The 16,329-nt window shown below is 61.9% G+C and carries 13 protein-coding genes; 9 read left to right on the forward strand and 4 right to left on the reverse strand.

All coding sequences use genetic code 11. From position 1 onward, the window contains the following. Positions 1-86: 86 nt before the first annotated feature. From SM130_RS17275 to SM130_RS17290, 4 genes are all read left to right on the forward strand, one after another. On the forward strand, positions 87-680 hold the full coding sequence (locus tag SM130_RS17275) for a PepSY-associated TM helix domain-containing protein (RefSeq protein ID WP_102824839.1): 594 nt from the start codon (positions 87-89) through the stop codon (positions 678-680). 9 nt (positions 681-689) lie between these two features. Continuing rightward, a complete protein-coding gene (locus SM130_RS17280; RefSeq protein ID WP_102824838.1) occupies positions 690-1,199 on the forward strand; it encodes a DUF2271 domain-containing protein in 510 nt (169 codons plus the stop codon). A 14-nt stretch (positions 1,200-1,213) separates the two neighbouring features. After that, complete coding sequence (locus tag SM130_RS17285) at positions 1,214-2,086, forward strand: DUF4198 domain-containing protein (RefSeq protein WP_102824837.1); 873 nt, start codon at positions 1,214-1,216, stop codon at positions 2,084-2,086. A 77-nt stretch (positions 2,087-2,163) separates the two neighbouring features. Next, positions 2,164-3,720 carry a sulfite reductase subunit alpha gene (locus tag SM130_RS17290; RefSeq protein WP_102824836.1) on the forward strand — a complete coding sequence of 519 codons (1,557 nt, stop codon included), beginning with the start codon at positions 2,164-2,166 and terminating at the stop codon, positions 3,718-3,720. Positions 3,721-3,780: 60 nt separating this feature from the next. On the opposite strand, the gene SM130_RS17295 is transcribed toward SM130_RS17290, so the two are convergent. Further along, positions 3,781-6,039, reverse strand: coding sequence for a TonB-dependent receptor (locus SM130_RS17295; RefSeq protein WP_102824835.1), 2,259 nt, complete (start codon positions 6,037-6,039; stop codon positions 3,781-3,783). A 138-nt stretch (positions 6,040-6,177) separates the two neighbouring features. On the opposite strand from SM130_RS17295, the gene SM130_RS17300 reads away from it, so the two are divergent. Next, positions 6,178-6,858, forward strand: a complete 681-nt coding sequence (locus tag SM130_RS17300; protein ID WP_102824834.1) for a Fe2+-dependent dioxygenase — start codon at positions 6,178-6,180, stop codon at positions 6,856-6,858. After that, positions 6,858-7,616: a tetratricopeptide repeat protein gene (locus tag SM130_RS17305; protein ID WP_102824833.1), complete on the forward strand. Its 759-nt coding sequence runs from the start codon at positions 6,858-6,860 to the stop codon at positions 7,614-7,616. The genes SM130_RS17300 and SM130_RS17305 overlap by 1 nt, the downstream gene beginning before the upstream one ends. Before the next feature lie 61 nt (positions 7,617-7,677). Here the strand turns inward: SM130_RS17305 and SM130_RS17310 are convergent, their stop codons facing one another. Further along, positions 7,678-8,841 carry a type III PLP-dependent enzyme gene (locus tag SM130_RS17310; RefSeq protein ID WP_102824832.1) on the reverse strand — a complete coding sequence of 388 codons (1,164 nt, stop codon included), beginning with the start codon at positions 8,839-8,841 and terminating at the stop codon, positions 7,678-7,680. A gap of 424 nt (positions 8,842-9,265) precedes the next feature. On the opposite strand from SM130_RS17310, the gene SM130_RS17315 reads away from it, so the two are divergent. The 3 genes from SM130_RS17315 to SM130_RS17325 all read left to right on the forward strand — a co-directional run bounded on the left by SM130_RS17315 (position 9,266) and on the right by SM130_RS17325 (position 11,931). Continuing rightward, positions 9,266-10,849 (forward strand): peptide chain release factor 3, encoded by a 1,584-nt coding sequence (locus SM130_RS17315; protein WP_102824831.1) that lies wholly within the window; start codon positions 9,266-9,268, stop codon positions 10,847-10,849. Between the two features lie 182 nt (positions 10,850-11,031). Beyond that, positions 11,032-11,412: a transposase gene (locus SM130_RS22345; protein WP_423835161.1), complete on the forward strand. Its 381-nt coding sequence runs from the start codon at positions 11,032-11,034 to the stop codon at positions 11,410-11,412. A gap of 135 nt (positions 11,413-11,547) precedes the next feature. After that, on the forward strand, positions 11,548-11,931 hold the full coding sequence (locus SM130_RS17325) for a hypothetical protein (protein WP_256044925.1): 384 nt from the start codon (positions 11,548-11,550) through the stop codon (positions 11,929-11,931). 119 nt (positions 11,932-12,050) lie between these two features. On the opposite strand, the gene SM130_RS17330 is transcribed toward SM130_RS17325, so the two are convergent. Continuing rightward, positions 12,051-14,453 carry a membrane-bound PQQ-dependent dehydrogenase, glucose/quinate/shikimate family gene (locus SM130_RS17330; protein WP_102824829.1) on the reverse strand — a complete coding sequence of 801 codons (2,403 nt, stop codon included), beginning with the start codon at positions 14,451-14,453 and terminating at the stop codon, positions 12,051-12,053. Positions 14,454-14,578: 125 nt separating this feature from the next. Beyond that, on the reverse strand, positions 14,579-16,318 hold the full coding sequence (locus SM130_RS17335) for a PTS fructose-like transporter subunit IIB (protein WP_102824828.1): 1,740 nt from the start codon (positions 16,316-16,318) through the stop codon (positions 14,579-14,581). Between the last annotated feature and the right edge of the window lie 11 nt (positions 16,319-16,329).

The following is a 16,329-nucleotide window of genomic DNA, read 5'->3' on the forward strand; positions in this document are numbered from 1 at the left end:
CGAATGTATGCTGTTTGTAAATGTTTAGCATCAACGCAGCCAGTCGCCCTAGAATTCGCCCACCCCACGGCACCACAAGGACCACCATGCATTTCTGGCTCGGCACTCTGCGCCAATGGCACTGGATCAGCTCTGCCCTGTGCCTGGTCGGCATGCTGTTGTTCTCGGTAACCGGCATCACGCTCAACCATGCTGGGCAGATCGAAAGCAAACCGCTGGTCGAAACCCGCGGCGAACAGTTGCCCGAGTCGTTGCTCAGCCGCTTGCAGGCCGATGCCCCAGAGGACGGCTTGCCCGCTGAGCTGCAGGTGTGGCTGGAACAGGCCCTGGACCTACGCCTGACCGGTCGTGACGCCGAGTGGAGCGATGGCGAACTCTATGTCGCCCTGCCCCGCCCGGGCGGCGACGCCTGGCTGAGCCTGAGCCTGGAAAGCGGCGAGCTGGAATACGAGTCGACCGATCGCGGCTGGATCGCCTATTTCAACGACCTGCATAAAGGCCGCCATACCGGCGAAGCCTGGAGCTGGTTCATCGACTTCTTTGCCGTTGCCTGTGTGGTGTTCAGCCTCACCGGTCTGCTGCTTCTGCATCGTCACGCCAGCAATCGTCCCACTACCTGGCCGCTGGTGGGCCTGGGGCTGGTGATCCCGCTGTTGCTGGCGCTGCTTTTCATTCATTAAGGACTGCTCATGCGTAAACGCCTGTTGTTGCCCCTCGCCCTACTGAGCGCCCCGCTATACGCGGCGGACCTGCAGCTGGACGTGGAGATTCCCCGCCTGGATGTCGCCGAGTACCACCGCCCCTACGTCGCCATCTGGCTGGAGCGCCCGGATCAGAGCCATGTTGCCAACCTGGCGGTGTGGTACGACACCAAGCTCAAGGACAAAGAAGGTGAGAAATGGCTCAAGGACCTGCGCCAGTGGTGGCGCCGTAGCGGCCGCAGCCTCGAAATGCCGGTCGATGGCGTCAGCGGCGCCACCCGCGCTGTAGGCAGCCACTCGCTGAAGTTCTCGGATCAGCAGGCACCCCTGAAGGCACTGGAAGCTGGCGAATACCGCCTGGTGGTCGAAGCGGCCCGCGAAGTCGGTGGCCGCGAGTTGCTGCGCGTTCCGTTCAGCTGGCCACCCCAGCAGAGCGCCAATCATAAAGCCCAGGGCCAGAGTGAACTGGGCGCAATCACCCTCACCCTGACCCCATGAACAGGAAGCACGCCATGAAACCCGTCATCAAATGGACCGCCCTGGCCCTCGCCGTCTGCCTGCCCCTATCGGCTCAGGCCCACCGCGCCTGGATGCTGCCTTCTGCCACGGTGCTCTCCGGCGAAGAGCCTTGGGTTACCGTCGACGCCGCCGTCTCCAACGACCTGTTCTACTTCGAGCACTTTCCGATGCGCCTCAAAGGCATCGGCGAAGAGGCTCAGGCATCTGCGGGTGGCCCGCCGGGGATGCGCCGCCCGACACCGGAGTTGCAGATCATCGCGCCGGACGGCTCGAAGGTATCCGCGCAGAACGGCGCTGTCGGCCGCTACCGCAGCACCTTCGACGTGCAGCTGAGCCAGAAGGGAACGTACAAATTGACAGTTGCCAGCAGCGGGCTGTTTGCCAGCTGGAAGGAAAAGGGCGAAACGCGCCGCTGGATGGGCTCGGCCGAGAGCTTTGCCAAGGACGTCCCGGCCAAGGCGGAAGGCCTCAAGGTCAGCCAGAACAACAGCCGCATGGAAGTGTTCGTGACTTCCGGCGCGCCCACCACCGAAGTCCTCGCGCCGACCGGCGTAGGTCTGGAGCTCAAGCCTGTCACTCACCCCAACGACCTGTTTGCTGGCGAAGCAGCCGAGTTCATGTTCCTGCTCGACGGCAAGCCGGCTGCGGATATCGAGATCAGCATAATCCCGGGCGGCAACCGCTATCGCGACGAACTGGGTGAAATCAACGCCAAAACCGATGCCCAGGGCAAGGTCAGCATCACCTGGCCGAACGCTGGCATGTACTGGCTCGAGGCCGAGCTAAAAACCGACAAGGGCGTAAGCAAGCCGGCCACCGAGCGCCGCGCCAGCTACAGCGCCACCCTGGAAGTGCTGGCACCCTGAGGCCCGCACGCTGCCTGGGTCGTCACTGACGCTCAGGCAGCGCCAAATACCTCATTTGCCGCCACCGAGTCCGCGCCTTGCCCTCGCCTTTTCAATCCATTCGGCGCGTAACGCCGCTGATCGGCTGCATCGTGATCGCTGCGCTGCTGCTGTGGTGGCAACCGCCGCGGGAGCTCAGCGCGGCCGTGGTCGTCATGGTCTACATAGCCATGTCGCTGTACTGCTGCCGTAAGCAGCTGCGCCGCAAAGTGACCCCTGCCCACGCGGCCTCCGCCCTGGTGGTGACCTATGCCAGTCAGGGCGGGCAAGCCCAACTCTATGCCGAGCGCAGCGCCGAGCAGCTTCGCGAAGGGGGGCTGACCGTACAGTTACTGCCGCTGAATGCGCTGGAGCCGGACCGACTGCCCGCCCAACGCCTGCTGTTCGTCGTTAGCACCTACGGCGAAGGTGAAGCGCCGGACAATGGCGCACGCTTCGAACGGCGATTGGCCGCGATAAGCCCCGCATTACACGATCTGGAGTACGCCGTGCTGGCTTTCGGTGACCGCCAGTACCGCCATTTCTGTGCATTTGGCCAGCGTCTCGATGAGCGCCTGCGCCAATTCGGCGCCATTGCGCTGTTCGATCGCCTGGAAGCAGACCGAGCCGACCACGGCGTGCTGCGCCACTGGCAACACCAGCTGGCTCATCTGAGCGGCAACGGCGACTTCAGCGACTGGCTGCCGGCACCCTATCAACGCTGGCAACTCACCGGGCGCCGCTGCCTCAACCCTGGCAGTGCCGGCGCGCCGGTGCAGCTGCTGACGCTCGTGCCTATGGATGGTCCGCAGAGCTGGCGCGCCGGCGATACCGTGGAAGTCGGTCCGCGGCACGACCTGGCCCGCACGGAAGCGCTGCTGGCAGGCCTTGGCCTCGATCCACAAACCCTGATCGAAGGTCAGAGCCTGGCGGTACAGATGTCCAGGCGACGGATTCCCGAGGTCGCAGAACTGAACGGCCTGGACGCCACGGCGTTGCTGGCTCTGCCCTTGCTTCCCCACCGCGAATACTCCATTGCCTCGGTACTTGCCGATGGTTCGCTGCAGCTGGTAGTGCGCGAAGCTCGCCATCCAGACGGCGCGCTAGGACTCGGTTCAGGCTGGCTGTGCCGCCATGCTGCCATTGGCGATGAGATTGACATGCGTATCCGTAGCAACTCCGGCTTCCACGGCCCGGCTGCCGAAACGCCGCTCATCCTGATCGGTAACGGCACGGGCATCGGCGGACTGCGCGCACACCTGCGCGAACGTGCCAGAGATCAGGGCTCGCGGAACTGGCTGCTGTTCGGGGAGCGCAACGAGGCACACGATTGTTTCTTCGGCGATGAACTGAACCAATGGCTCAACAGCGGGCATCTGCAACGGCTGGACCTGGCCTTCTCGCGCGATCAACCCGCAAAACGCTACGTGCAGCATGCCTTAAGGGATGCTGCCGACGAACTGCGGCACTGGCTCGAGCAGGGCGCGGCGATCTACGTATGTGGCAGCCTCGAGGGAATGGGCCAGGACGTGCAGCAGATTCTGCTTGGTCTGCTCGGCCAAGCGCGACTGGAGCAACTGAGCGAACAGGGGCGCTATCGCCGCGACCTGTACTGATATCCGCCATAACGACAAAGGCCGCTTCGAAGAGCGGCCTTTGTCTTTTTCGCAGCGGGATCAGAAGTGGAAGTTGGTACTCAGCAAGGCGGTACGGCCTGCCGCGACGTGGGCATAGTGGCTGCCGTAAACCTGATCGAAATAGCGCTTGTCGGTCAGGTTCTGCACGTTCAGTTGCAGGTCTAGGTTCTTGCTGACTCGGTACGCAGCCATCGCATCGTAGCGCCAGTACTCCGGTACCTCGATGTTGTTCGCAGTGTCACCGAAGCGAGAGTCGACGTAGGTCGCACCGCCGCCAATGGTCAGGTCCTGGGTGAGGTTGTAGGTATTCCAGAAGCTGAAGCTGTGCTTCGGCGTGCTGGGCACCTCGTTACCGTCATACAACCCTTCCACATAGATTGGCGCGTTGCGGGTGCCGATATTGGCAGCACCGGACTTGACCAGCTCGGCGTCCAAGTACGTATAGCTGGCGAACACCTGCCAGTTACGGGTGATCTGACCGGTCGCACCCAGCTCCAGACCATCCACTTGGGTTTCGCCGATGCTCTCCTGGAAACCGCTAGCGTTGGTCACACGCGCATTGGTTTTCTCGGTGCGGAACAGTGCAGCGGTCAGGCCGAGACGCTCGTCCAGAAAGTCCCACTTGGTGCCGATCTCGTAGTTACGGTTGCGCTCCGGATCGAGAACCTGATTGCCCACGCTGAGCGCGTCGATACCTTCGCCACCGGTCTCACCGGACGGGTTGCTGGAGGTCGACCAGGCCGCGTAGATACTGCCGTTGGGCAGCGGATTGAAGACCAGGCCCAACTGATAGTTCCAGAAGTGGCTCTTGTTCTCCGGGCGGGTCACCACACCGGCGGTGGAGACGGCCTTCTGCACCGTTTCGTAGTCGTCATAGCGCAGGCCCATGTTCAGCGACCACTGCTCGTTGAACTTCAGCGTATCGAAGACATACGCCGCTCGTGTTTCGGTGTCGGTATCGGTCGTCGCGGTGCTGCGCGCGATGCTACCTGTCCAGGCGTCCTTGGGGCTCGGGTTGTACAGACTGGTGCAGTCGCCGGAAGCCAGCTGCGCAGCGCCGCAGCTGTTGCCGCCCGCGCCAGGCGTGACCACGTAGGGCCGGTTGTGCACGGCAACATCGCTAATCTCCACACCCGTCACCAGTGTGTGCTCGATGCCGCCGGTGTCGAATCGCGCCGTCAGATCGGTCTGGTTGACCCAGCTTTGGGTATCGGAGTTGCGGCTCTTGGCAGAACGCGAAACCAGGCCGTTGGGCACGTTGCCACGCGAGTCGTCCGGATTGGTGACGATGTAATCCAGTGTGGTGCGGGCGATACGCGCGGTGTTGGAAAGGGTCAGGTTTTCGTTCAGGTCATGCTCGAGCCGAATGGTGCCGGCATCCGTGGTGCTTTCACGGAAATCGCGACTCTTCAGACCGTAGAAGTTGTCGCGATCAACCTTGACCGGCTCGCGACGTGGATTGGCCGGCGTGGCCACCGTCAGCGGAATGCCGTAATCGGGCATGTCGTCCGTTTCCAGGTGGTAGTAGGACAGCGTCGCCCGGGTCGGCGTATCGAAGCCGAAGGTGATCGTCGGCGCCACACCCCAGCGGCTGACGTCCACGCCATCGCGGCCGGCAACGTTGGCCTCGTGTTTCATCAGGTTCAGGCGGCCGGCGACGTTGTCACCCAGCATGCGGTTGACGTCCAGGGTGTAGCGGCGTGTCTGGTCCGAGCCGAGGGTCACGCTAGCGTCACCGAAATCGCGCTGCTTGGCGGTCTTGCTGATCAGATTGAGGCTGCCGCCGGTGGAGCCAGCACCGGTATAAGCGGAGCCCGGCCCCTTGCTCACCTCGATGCTTTCGACGTTGAAGATCTCGCGGGTCTGCGAGCCCACGTCGCGCAAGCCATCGATGAACGTGTCGCTCTCGGCGTTGAAGCCGCGAATGATCGGCCGATCACCCGCCGGGTTGCCGCCCTCGCCCGCGCCGAAGGTGATGCCGGAGGTGGTGCGCAACGCATCGACCAGCGTGAGCGAACCGGTGTCGCGGATCACCTGATCGGTGATAACCGTGACCGACTTCGGTGTCTCGCGCAGCGGTGCCGTGTATTTCTTCGAGGCAGATGTATCGGCCTTGTAGGTCTGCTCCTGCTCGCCGATCACCGTCACTTCATCGAGTGCTACCGGCGCTTCGATGGGCGATGACGGGGCGGGGACGACCTGGGCCATGGATGGAGCGGAAAAAGCGGTAAGGGCAACACCGATAGCCGAAGCCAACACGCGAGGTGGCTGGGCCAGTTCTAGAGACTGACGCGACATGAAATGCAGATCCTTGGGAGTAGATGCAACTGCGAATTGCTATTATTAGCGCGCCGCATTCTGATACATTCTGTCGCATTCTGAAACACCTAAATGCAAACTAATATCATTGCCAACTCCTCCCTCTGCTGGTGATCCATGCTCCTACGCATTGCCAATGTGTTTTCCCGAGAAGAAACCGACCGTATCCGCACCGCGATGGAACAGGCCGATTGGCAGGACGGCCGCGTCACTGCCGGCTATCAGTCGGCCAAGGCCAAACACAACCTGCAGCTGGCCGAGGATGACTCTCTGGCTCGCGAAATAGCCGAAGCCATGCTGCAGCGTCTCTGGCAGCACCCACAATTCATGTCGGCGGCGCTGCCGAGCAAGGTCTTTCCACCTCTGTTCAACTGCTACACGGCAGGCGGCGAGTTTGGTTATCACATCGACAATGCCGTGCGGCAGGTACGCAACAGCGCCGAGCGTGTGCGTACCGATTTGTCCGCGACGCTGTTCTTCAGCGATCCGGACGAATACGACGGCGGTGAGCTGATCATCCACGACACCTACGGCACGCAGCGGGTGAAGTTCGCCGCCGGGGACATGGTGCTCTATCCCAGCACCAGCCTGCACAAGGTCGAGCCGGTTACACGCGGCGCGCGGCTGGCGTCGTTCTTCTGGATTCAAAGCCTGGTGCGCGAGGACGCCCAGCGCACCCTGCTTTACGAGATGGACCAAGCCATCCAGCAGCTGACAGCCGATGTGCCGGAGCATCCATCTCTGGTGCAACTGACCGGCACTTATCACAACCTGCTGCGTCGCTGGGTCGAGGTCTGATGGTGCATTTTCTGCGTCGCGAAGAAACGCTGGATAGCGGACGGCTCAGCGACCTCGCCGCAGAGCCACACCGCGCCGCACGACTGGTTCTGACCGCAGCCGCGGCCGGTGAAGTCGAAGCGCAAGCGATGCTCGGACAGATACTGCTCGACGGCCGCGGTATAGCGGCAGATCCCGCGCTGGCCCTGATCTGGTTCAGCATCGCCGCCAAGCGTGGCCACGCCATGGCCTGCAACATGGCGGGGCGCTGTCACGAACACGGCTGGGGGACCCCGGCGAATTCCGCACGCGCCTGTTGGTTCTACCAACGCGCAACAGAAATGGGCCTGGACTGGGGCATGTACAACCTGGCCAATCTGCTGGCGACTAGCCGCGGCGTCGCGCAGGACGAAACGGCGGCCTACAACCTTTATCACCAGGCAGCCGAACTCGGCCATGCAAAATCGATGAACCTGACCGGACGCTGCCTGGAGGAAGGCCGCGGTGTACCGCGCGATGTCGCAAAGGCGCACCACTGGTATCAACGCTCCGCCGAGGCCGGTGACTTTCGCGGCCAATTCAGCCATGCCGCCGTTCTACTCGCTCAGCAGCAATGGGATGCCGCGCGGCTCTGGCTGAGTCATGCCCTGGAGCTCGGACATCTCAAGTTCCTCGATACAGCCTTCGTCAGCCTGCGGGCCGCCGGGCTACCCGAGATCGCCGACATCGTCGACGCCTATGATCGACGGCGTGAGGAACTGCGCAGCGCGCAAGCCTGATCGCCGAAAGCCAGAAACGAAAACGCCCCGACTGGCGGGGCGTTCGATCGGCGTCTACGGCTTAGATGTAGAAGGCTTTCAGCGGCGGGAAGCCGTTGAACTCAACCGCGCTATAGCTGGTGGTGTAAGCACCAGTGGAGAGCCAGTACATACGATCACCAATGGCCAGGTTCAGCGGCAGGCCGTACTTGTAGTTCTCATACATGATGTCGGCGCTGTCGCAGGTCGGCCCGGCGATGACCACTTCTTCCATCTCGCCTTTCTTCTCGGTCCAGATCGGGAACTTGATCGCCTCGCCCATGGTTTCGATCAGGCCGGAGAACATGCCCACATCGGTGTAGACCCAGCGCTCGACGGCGGTACGCGACTTACGTGCAACCAGCACCACTTCACTGACGAGAATGCCGGCGTTGGCAATCAGCGAACGGCCCGGCTCGAGAATGATTTCCGGCAGCTCATCACCGAAGTCTTCCTTGAGGAACCGGATGATTTCTTCAGCATAGGTTTCGAGGCTGTTGGTGCGGGTGATGTAGTTGGCCGGGAAGCCGCCACCCATGTTGATCATCTTCAGCTCGATGCCGTCTTCTTCTTTCAGGCGCTCGAAGATCACCTTGACCTTGGCAATCGCGGCGTCCCATACGGAAATGTCGCGCTGCTGCGAACCAACATGGAAGGAGATGCCGTAGGGCTCGAGTTTCAACTGACGGGCAAGGATCAGCAGATCCATGGCCATGTCGGTCTGGCAGCCGAACTTGCGCGACAAAGGCCAATCGGCGGTGGTCGAACCTTCGGTCAGGATGCGCACGTAGACTTTCGAACCCGGCGCGGCCTTGGCGATGTTGCGCAGGTCGGCTTCCGAGTCAGTGGCGAACATGCGCACGCCCTTCTCGTAGAAGTAGCGGATGTCCTTGGCTTTCTTGATGGTGTTGCCGTAGCTGATGCGCTCCGGGCCGACACCGCGGGACATGACCTTGTCCAGCTCATAGATCGAAGCAATGTCGAAGCTCGAGCCCTTGTCGCGCAGCAGATCGATGATCTCGACCGCCGGGTTGGCCTTCACCGCGTAGTAGACCTTGGCGAATTCGAAACCGGCGCGCAAATCGTCGTAAGCCTTGTCGATGGTCTGAGTATCGATGACCACGAACGGGGTTTCCTGCTGGTCAGCGAAGGCCTTCATCTTCTGGAAGGTGGAACGGGAATAGTAATCTTCGATCTTGATCGACATGCATGGCTCCAAATCGGGAAACGTAAAGTCGGATTGGGGACAAGTGTCTGCCCGGCTTCACTACGAAGCGGACAGACCTAACAAGAACGCCTGATCAGTTTCCCCACTTTGGTTCGCCTACTTCCCAAGGCATGTCGCCGAGTATCACGGTGGATCTCTCGTCGTCAGTACTTGAGCCGGATGGATCGTTGCCAGCATGGACGTTCGGGCGCGAACTTTAGGACCAAGGGGGGCATAGATCAATCAAAAAAACGTCCCGAAGCGGCATCCGTTTCGAGTTGTTGGCGATTCAAAACAGAACGTCATGGAAACTGCACAAATCGGCCTTTGCGCTGCCGTGCGGGCCGCAGCGAAATCTATTTGCCGCTATAATCGCCGCCTTTTTTGACAGACCGACTACTCGTCGACGGGTTCCTTAATTCCGATGACCACTCAGGCCGCCGAAGTCGCGAAGCGCCGTACCTTCGCCATCATCTCGCACCCCGATGCGGGTAAGACCACTATCACTGAAAAGCTGCTGCTGATGGGCAAGGCGATTGCCGTTGCCGGCACGGTGAAATCACGCAAATCCGACCGCCACGCCACCTCCGACTGGATGGAGATGGAGAAGCAGCGCGGCATTTCCATTACCACCTCGGTAATGCAGTTCCCCTACCGCGAGCACATGATCAACCTGCTCGACACCCCCGGCCACGAAGACTTCTCGGAAGACACCTACCGCACCCTGACCGCGGTGGATTCGGCGCTGATGGTGCTCGACGGCGGTAAGGGCGTCGAACCACGCACCATCGCTCTGATGGACGTCTGCCGCTTGCGCGACACGCCCATCGTCAGCTTTATCAACAAGCTCGACCGAGACATTCGCGACCCTATCGAACTGCTCGACGAAATCGAGGCGGTGCTGAAGATCAAGGCCGCGCCTATCACCTGGCCGATCGGCTGTTATCGCGACTTCAAAGGCGTGTACCACCTGGCCGACGATTACATCATCGTCTACACGCCGGGCCACGGACACGAGCGCACCGACGTCAAGATCATCCAGAATCTGGATTCCGACGAAGCACGCCAGCACATCGGCGATGAGTACGAGCGCTTCGTCGAGCAGCTGGAACTGGTCCAGGGCGCCTGCCATGAGTTCGACCAGGACGAATTCCTCAACGGGCAGCTGACCCCCGTGTTCTTTGGTACCGCACTGGGCAACTTCGGTGTGGATCATGTGCTCGACGCCGTCGTCGACTGGGCTCCGCGTCCGCTGGCACGCGCAGCCAACGAGCGGGTGGTCGAGCCGGTCGAGGAAAAATTCACCGGCTTCGTGTTCAAGATCCAGGCGAACATGGACCCCAAGCACCGCGACCGCATCGCCTTCATGCGCATCTGCTCGGGCAAATATGAGAAAGGCATGAAGCTGCGCCATGCGCGTATCGGCAAGGATGTCCGCATCGCCGACGCCCTGACCTTCTTCTCCAGCGAGCGCGAGATGCTTGAGGAAGCTTACGCCGGCGACATCATCGGTCTGCACAACCACGGCACCATCCAGATCGGCGATACGTTCACCGAGGGCGAGAACCTCGGCTTCACCGGTATCCCGCACTTCGCGCCGGAACTGTTCCGCCGCGTGCGCCTGAAGGACCCGCTGAAGTCCAAGCAGCTGCGCCAGGGTCTGCAGGAACTGGCCGAGGAAGGCGCGACCCAAGTGTTCTTCCCCGAGCGCAACAACGACATCATTCTCGGCGCCGTCGGCGTGCTGCAGTTCGACGTCGTCGCCAGTCGCCTGAAAGAGGAATACAAGGTTGAGTGCGCCTACGAGGCGATCAACGTCTGGTCGGCGCGCTGGATCGAGTGCGATGACAAGAAGAAGCTCGAAGACTTCAAGAACAAGGCCTACGAAAACCTCGCCATCGACGGCGGCGGCCATCTGACCTACTTGGCGCCGACACGGGTGAACCTGAGCCTGATGGAAGAGCGCTGGCCGGATGTGAAATTCAGGGCAACGCGCGAGCATCATTAAGGGCCGGCAAGCCTTAGCCATTTGCCTGTGCATGCATGTGCAGGCAAGAGCGATCTGAGCTACCTCAACGTTCTAACTGATCCACAGGGAGGTGGAGGTGCGGGGCCAATTCATCACCGCGACCATGCGTTGCGTCGTGGGCGGCATTCCGAACCGGGTCAGGTTACCTGTTGACTGCGGTTATGGAGCGACGCAAACCCGTCTTCACCGACCCGCTACTGGCCCGTGTGCTAATGAGGGAAATGCGCCACCTTCATGGCGAGCAACACGTCGAAATCATTGGCCTGGGTCGTCATGCCAGACCATGTGCACTGGCTTATCGAATTGCGCACTGCCATTGCCGAAGGGTAATCCAGCGCCTCAAGTCCCGCAGTGGGATAGCCATCAACCGCATTACAGGCGAATCGGGTGCGCGGGTCTGGCAGCGAGGCTTTCATGATCGTGCACTGCGCCAGGATGAAGACATGATCGAGGCAGCGCGGTACATCGTTGCCAACCCGCTGCGGGCCGGGTTGGTTGAGCGGATTGGCGATTATCCGTCGAGGGATGCGGTTTGGTTGTAATGCTGGCGATCCCCCACGTTCCGTACAGCCAAGACGCCCAAGATGACGACACATAGCCCCGGACTGGACGACCATCATTGCCGCCTGCGATTGCATCCGGCGAACGCGAGGCATCGCTAAGAGCAGGCGTGATCAATGATCGAGATACTGCCCACACCCAGCGCTTCGTCGATAGGTTATGTTTGCGATATCAAGGCTCGGAGTTACACCATGAAACGCTTTTTGCTCGTCTTTGCACTTACCACTTCCTCTGCTCAGGCAGGCGTGCTGATCAACAGCCCTTACTGGGTGGTTGGCCTGAGCTGCCCCAACAATCAAGAATGTTATGCCGCCAGCAACGGTAGCTATACCGGCTCGTTGAATGGTGCGCGGCGCTTCGACGACCAGGCACAGGCCGTGAAATTTTTAAACAGCTTGACATCTAGCCTGCGGGACAAATCTCCACGTCTCGAACAGCGCACGGAACAGCAATGCGTGGAGCCTAGCGAGAATCGCAACTACAACGGGCGAGCCTGCTGAGTGGCTGCAAGCCTCAGGTAGCAGCAGTACAAATGTGGGTAACTAGTAAGCGGAGCCTATCCAGCCCCTCCCTTGCCAAAGGAGAAGGGCTGAATGATCAGGATCGACGCACGATCGATTTATTTCGCCTCGTCCTCCAGCGTCCACGCCATTACCGAGTCACCCAGCTTGGTGCCGAACGATCCATGCCCGCCGGCCATCTGCACCACGTACTGTTTGCCGGTTTTTTCCGACACGTAGGTCATCGGCGTGGCCTGGCCACCCGCAGGCAAGCGACCTTTCCATAGCTCCTTGCCGCTTTGCAGGTCATAAGCACGCAAGTAGTAGTCCAGGGTGCCGCTCATGAAGGCGACGCCGCCAGCGGTGACGATTGGACCACCCAGCGCTGGCGTGCCCACCGGGAATGGGAGGCCAAGCGGCGCGCTGTCACGGCTGGTCCCGTTCTTGTGCATCCAGACCTTCTTCATGGTGCGCAGGTCCAGCGCGGTGACGAAGCCCCATGGCGGCGTCTGGCACGGCAGGCCGAGAACAGACATGAACGGTTCCAGCCGCACCATATATGGCGCCCCGAGATTCGGCTGCAAGCCGGTCTCGCCGCCACCGGAGCGTTCATCCGGATCGACATCGTCGCGGTTGACCATGGTCGAGACAAACGCCAGGTAGTTCGGCGCACCGAACAACAGCTGACGGCTCGGATCGACCGCCACCGACGGCCAGTTGAACGTGCCGACATTGCCCGGATAGATCAGCGAACCGCCTTCGGACGGTGGTGTGAAGTCACCGTCATAGCGCAGTTTGCGGAAGTGGATGCGGCACATCATCTGATCCAGCGGTGTGCCACCCCACATGTCCCGCTCACGCAGCGGCTCTTCCGGTGCATAGCTGACTGCGGATACGGGCTGGGTGGGCGCCGTGAATTCGCCGTAATCCGTGCCTTGCGGCACAGGCACCTCTTGCACCGGCACGATCGGCTCGCCGGTACGGCGGTCGAGCACATAGAGGTCGCCGCGCTTTGTGGGCTGGATGATCGCCGGCACCTTGCCCTGCGGCCCGTCGATATCGACCAGCGTCGGTTGCGAGGGCAGGTCACGGTCCCAGAGATCGTGGTGCACGGTCTGAAATTCCCAGCGCACCTTGCCGGTGGCCAGATCAAGCGCCAACAGGGTATCGGTGAAGCGTTCCGACTCAGGCGTGCGCGGCTGCGCCCACTGATCCGGCGTCTGGTTGCCCGTGGGGATGTAAACCAGGCCAAGCGATTCATCCGCCGTGGCGATGGTCCAGGAGTTCGGCGTGCTGCGCACGTAGGTGTCGCCGGGCGATAACGGCTCAGTTGCGTCCGGATTGCCTGGATCGAAATTCCACACCAGCTCGCCGTTGCGCACGTCGTAGGCGCGGATTACGCCGCCGGGTGAATCCACCGCGCCGTTATCGGTGATCGAACCGCCTACGATGACCAGCTTCTGGGTAACCACGGGCGGTGATGTCGGCAAGTAGACACCTAGAGCGCCCTCGCCCAAACCGGCCTTGAGATCCACCACGCCGGCATCACCGAACTCCTCGCAGGGCTTGCCGTCCTCGACATCCAGCGCGACCAGGGTGCCGTCATTGGTCGGCAGAAACAGCCGACGCTCGCAGCGCGCAACGGGCTGCTCGGATGGCGCCGTCGCTGCGGGACCATAGGCCGTGGCGTCATGGAACGCCAAGCCGCGGCAGGTCATATGCTGGTAATACTCGGCATCGCGGTTGATGCTCGGATCGAAGCGCCAGCGCTCTTCACCGGTATCGGCATCCAGCGCAATGGCGATGCTGTGCGGGGTGCAGATGAACAGGTTGTCGCCGATCTTGAGAGGAGTCACCTGATAGGTTATCTCGCCGGGATCGCCCTCACCGGAGAGGTCGCCCGTGTGGAATTCCCAGGCTTTCTTCAGCTTGCCTACGTTTTCCGGCGTGATCAGATCAGCCGTCGAGTAGCGATCACCGCGGTCGGAGCCGCCATAGGCTCTCCATTCGCTGGCAACCCGGCCGGCCTGCCCTTCAGGATTGATTCCCTGCATCTGCGCATCGCTGAATTCACCCTTGATCGAGTGGTAATCCTGGGTCAGCGAATAGCCCGCGATAACGGCACCCGCCAGCAGCCCAAGCCCGAGTAGCCCACTGGCGCCATCACGCCAGACCAGCCGATCACCAACGTAGCGATTGACGAAAGGCAGGATCAGCCAGAGCCCGAGGATGCACCAGAGATCGATACGCGGCGCCAGCTGCCACCAGTCGAAGCTGACTTCGTACAGCGTCCAAACCAACGTTGCCAGCAGCAGCACCGCATAGAGCCAGATCGCAGCGCGGTGCCGAGCGAACAGCAGCCCGGCCACGACCAGCAGGCCAACGCCAGCCAGCAGGTAATACCAGGAACCACCCAATGTCGCGAGGTAGCCACCGCCGATCGCCATCAGCGCCCCCAGCAGCAGCACCACCGTGGCCGTCAGGGTAATTCGCATGGGCCGCGGCCCGTAATCAATACTCATGCAACACTCTCCAGCCGGTTCGTACAAAAACTGAAAAAAGCCGGCGAAACTTCCTGATACAAGTCTCGCCAGCTTTCAGTGGATACGATGGATAGGGCTTTAGTTCAGCCGTTTCGGCTCACCGGTTACGCCGTCGCCCCAACACTGAGTGGCTGTGTCTCGGGCCGCTTGATCACTGCGTAGATCACCCCCGTCACCAGGCTGCCGGCGAGGATCGCCAGCAGATACAACAGCGCGTGATTGATCGCGTTGGGGATCAGCAACACGAACAGCCCGCCGTGGGGCGCCAGCAATTTCGCACCGAAGGCCATGGACAGCGCGCCGGTCAGCGCACCACCAGCGATGCTGGCCGGGATCACCCGCAGCGGATCTTTCGCGGCGAAGGGAATCGCACCCTCGGAGATGAAGCAGCAGCCCAGCACCAGCGCGGCCTTGCCGGCTTCGCGCTCGGTCTGGGCAAATTTGCGCCGGGCGATCAATGTGGCGATGCCCATGCCGATTGGCGGCACCATGCCGGCCGCCATGGTTGCGGCCATCGGCGCGTAGCTCTGCGACGCGAGCAGGCCGACGGAGAAGGCATAAGCGGCCTTGTTCACCGGCCCGCCAAGGTCGACGCACATCATGGTGCCGAGCAGCAACCCGAGCAGAATGGCATTGGACGTCCCCATGGTGTCGAGGAATTCGGTGAGCCCCGCGAGCATCTTCGCCACCGGCGTGCCGACCACGTAGATCATCACCAGACCGGTAACCAGGCTCGCCAACAGCGGAATGATCAGGATCGGCTTGAGCGATTCGATGCTCGCCGGCAAGGGAATCCAGCGACTGACCGCCTTGGCCGCATAACCGGCGACAAAACCGGCGATGATCCCGCCGATAAAGCCAGCGCCGAGCGTGCCGGCCAGCAGACCACCGATCATGCCAGGCGCAAGCCCCGGGCGATCCGCAATGGAATAGGCGATGTAACCGGCCAGCAGCGGCACCATCAGCTGAAAGGCCGTTTCGCCGCCGATTTTCATCAGCGCGGCGGCCAGCGTGCCCTCCTCCTTGAACGCCTCGATGCCAAAGACAAACGACAACGCAATCAGCAAACCGCCGGCCACCACCATCGGCAGCATGTAGGAAACGCCGGTCAGCAGATGTTTGTAGACACCGGTCTTCTCGCCCTTCTGCTCGCCGCCGCCAGTGCTGGCCGCGGCGCCTCCGCTGATCACCGCGCCTTCTTCCAGGGCTCGATCAAGGGTCGCGTCGGGTTGTTTGAGGGCCACGCCCGTGCCGCAGCGAAACACGCGTTTGCCGGCAAAGCGGGCGACATCCACCTCGATGTCGGCCGCAAGCAGCACCACATCGGCCGCCGCGATCGCCTCCGCTTCCAGCACGTTGCGCGCGCCCACCGAACCGCGGGTTTCCACCTGCAGGTCGTACCCCTTGCGGATCGCTGCCTGCTGTAGGGCTTCGGCCGCCATGAAGGTGTGCGCCACGCCGGTCGGGCAGGCGGTGATGGCGACCAGCTTGGGCTTGCCACCGCTATGCGCCGCGTCCACTTCGTCGTCCTGCTGCAGCTCGTTCGCCGTGTCGGCCGAGCTACGCAGGAAGGCTTCCGGGTCGAGCAGCGCCTCGGAGGGCGTTGACTGCGCGACGCGCTTGCCGATGAAACGCTGCAATGACAGCGGCCCGGTTTTCACCACGACAACCAGATCGGCATTGGCGATCTGCGCCGGCGTCAACGGCGAGCCGATGGCCTTCGGATCGTGGACTTCCACGGCGGTCGACCAGCCCAACCGATGAGCAGCCGCTTCGAGCAAGCGCGACGTGAGGACGCTAGTGACCATTCCGTTTGGGCAGGCCGTGACGATGAGAAGATTCATTCCTTCACCTC

Origin of the sequence: Stutzerimonas stutzeri (genome assembly GCF_038561965.1) — a bacterium.
GTDB lineage: Bacteria > Pseudomonadota > Gammaproteobacteria > Pseudomonadales > Pseudomonadaceae > Stutzerimonas > Stutzerimonas stutzeri_AA.

Bases quoted from the DNA above. Each gene is read 5' to 3' on its own strand.
- SM130_RS17275 (WP_102824839.1), top strand. From the start codon at position 87: ATGCATTTCTGGCTCGGCACTCTGCGCCAATGGCACTGGATCAGCTCT.
- SM130_RS17280 (WP_102824838.1), top strand. From the start codon at position 690: ATGCGTAAACGCCTGTTGTTGCCCCTCGCCCTACTGAGCGCCCCGCTA.
- SM130_RS17285 (WP_102824837.1), top strand. From the start codon at position 1,214: ATGAAACCCGTCATCAAATGGACCGCCCTGGCCCTCGCCGTCTGCCTG.
- SM130_RS17295 (WP_102824835.1), bottom strand. From the start codon at position 6,039: ATGTCGCGTCAGTCTCTAGAACTGGCCCAGCCACCTCGCGTGTTGGCT.
- SM130_RS17300 (WP_102824834.1), top strand. From the start codon at position 6,178: ATGCTCCTACGCATTGCCAATGTGTTTTCCCGAGAAGAAACCGACCGT.
- SM130_RS17305 (WP_102824833.1), top strand. From the start codon at position 6,858: ATGGTGCATTTTCTGCGTCGCGAAGAAACGCTGGATAGCGGACGGCTC.
- SM130_RS17310 (WP_102824832.1), bottom strand. From the start codon at position 8,841: ATGTCGATCAAGATCGAAGATTACTATTCCCGTTCCACCTTCCAGAAG.
- SM130_RS17315 (WP_102824831.1), top strand. From the start codon at position 9,266: ATGACCACTCAGGCCGCCGAAGTCGCGAAGCGCCGTACCTTCGCCATC.
- SM130_RS22345 (WP_423835161.1), top strand. From the start codon at position 11,032: ATGGAGCGACGCAAACCCGTCTTCACCGACCCGCTACTGGCCCGTGTG.
- SM130_RS17325 (WP_256044925.1), top strand. From the start codon at position 11,548: ATGATCGAGATACTGCCCACACCCAGCGCTTCGTCGATAGGTTATGTT.
- SM130_RS17330 (WP_102824829.1), bottom strand. From the start codon at position 14,453: ATGAGTATTGATTACGGGCCGCGGCCCATGCGAATTACCCTGACGGCC.
- SM130_RS17335 (WP_102824828.1), bottom strand. From the start codon at position 16,318: ATGAATCTTCTCATCGTCACGGCCTGCCCAAACGGAATGGTCACTAGC.